Annotated in this window: 1 protein-coding gene; it reads right to left on the bottom strand. The window is 68.9% G+C overall.

Translation table 11 applies throughout. The features are described 5' to 3' along the window. On the bottom strand, nt 1–408 hold a 408-nt coding region (locus J1M64_RS19015; protein WP_206475212.1), incomplete at its 3' end, for a TetR/AcrR family transcriptional regulator. Between the last annotated feature and the right edge of the window lie 19 nt (nt 409–427).

Below are 427 nucleotides of genomic sequence, written 5' to 3'. Positions count from 1 at the left end.
CGCGGGTGCCTCGGCCATGAGCACAGCCGCCAAGCGGGCGACGAGCGCGTTCGCGCGGGCGATGACCGGTACCTCGAGCAGGGCGCCGCGCTGGCTGACGAAGATCGCGACGGCGCGCGCGTGAGCGAGCAGCAGGTCGATGAACGCCGTCACCATCGCGACCAGGTCGTCGCGACGGAACGCGGCGTGCTGGTCGCGGGTCGGCACCTGCTGCAGCAGCCCCTCGAGCGCGTCGATAGCGGGTGAGATCGCAGCCTCGAGCAGCGCTTCCTTCGAGTCGAAGTGGTAGAGCACCGACGACTTCGAGGTGCCGACATCGTCGGCGATCTGCTGGATCGAGCTGCCGAGGTAGCCGTAGCGGGCGAAGCGCTCGAGCGCGGCCTGGAGCATCTCATCGCGAGTGGTCACGTGACACCACTGTACTGAC

It is taken from the genome of Dietzia sp. KRD202 (genome assembly GCF_017168155.1).
GTDB lineage: Bacteria > Actinomycetota > Actinomycetes > Mycobacteriales > Mycobacteriaceae > Dietzia > Dietzia kunjamensis.
The sequence above is the reverse complement of the archived record's forward strand: the minus strand, read 5'-3'. Positions and strand labels throughout refer to the sequence as shown.